Genomic DNA, 415 nt, shown 5'->3' with positions numbered 1-415 from the left:
AGCGTCAGGCGCCCAACGTGTTCCGCATGAAGCTGCTCGGCGCCGAGGTCCGCCCCGTTACGTCGGGTGCGCAGACGCTGAAGGATGCGATGAACGAGGCGCTACGCGACTGGGTCGCGAACGTCCACGACACCTTCTACATCATCGGTACCGCTGCCGGGCCGCATCCCTATCCGGAGATGGTGCGCGATTTCCAGTCGGTGATTGGCACCGAATCGCGCGCACAGCTTTTGGAGGCCGAGGGTCGCCTGCCCGATCTGCTCGTGGCGGCGGTCGGCGGCGGGTCGAATGCGATCGGCCTGTTACACCCCTTCCTCGACGATCCCGATGTCCAGATGCTGGGCATCGAGGCGGCGGGCCATGGCCTGTCGACCACCCAGCACGCCGCCAGCCTCACCGGTGGCAAGCCGGGCAT

The 415-nt window shown here is 67.0% G+C and carries 1 protein-coding gene; it reads left to right on the top strand.

Annotated features, from left to right (window positions below):
• Nucleotides 1-26: 26 nt before the first annotated feature.
• Nucleotides 27-415 (top strand): pyridoxal-phosphate dependent enzyme (locus B7P34_RS36330; RefSeq protein ID WP_435694003.1); only part of this gene is annotated, 389 nt, incomplete at its 3' end.

Source organism: Streptosporangium nondiastaticum, from assembly GCF_003011965.1.
Classification (GTDB): domain Bacteria; phylum Actinomycetota; class Actinomycetes; order Streptomycetales; family Streptomycetaceae; genus Streptomyces; species Streptomyces nondiastaticus.
The sequence above is the reverse complement of the archived record's forward strand: the minus strand, read 5'-3'. Positions and strand labels throughout refer to the sequence as shown.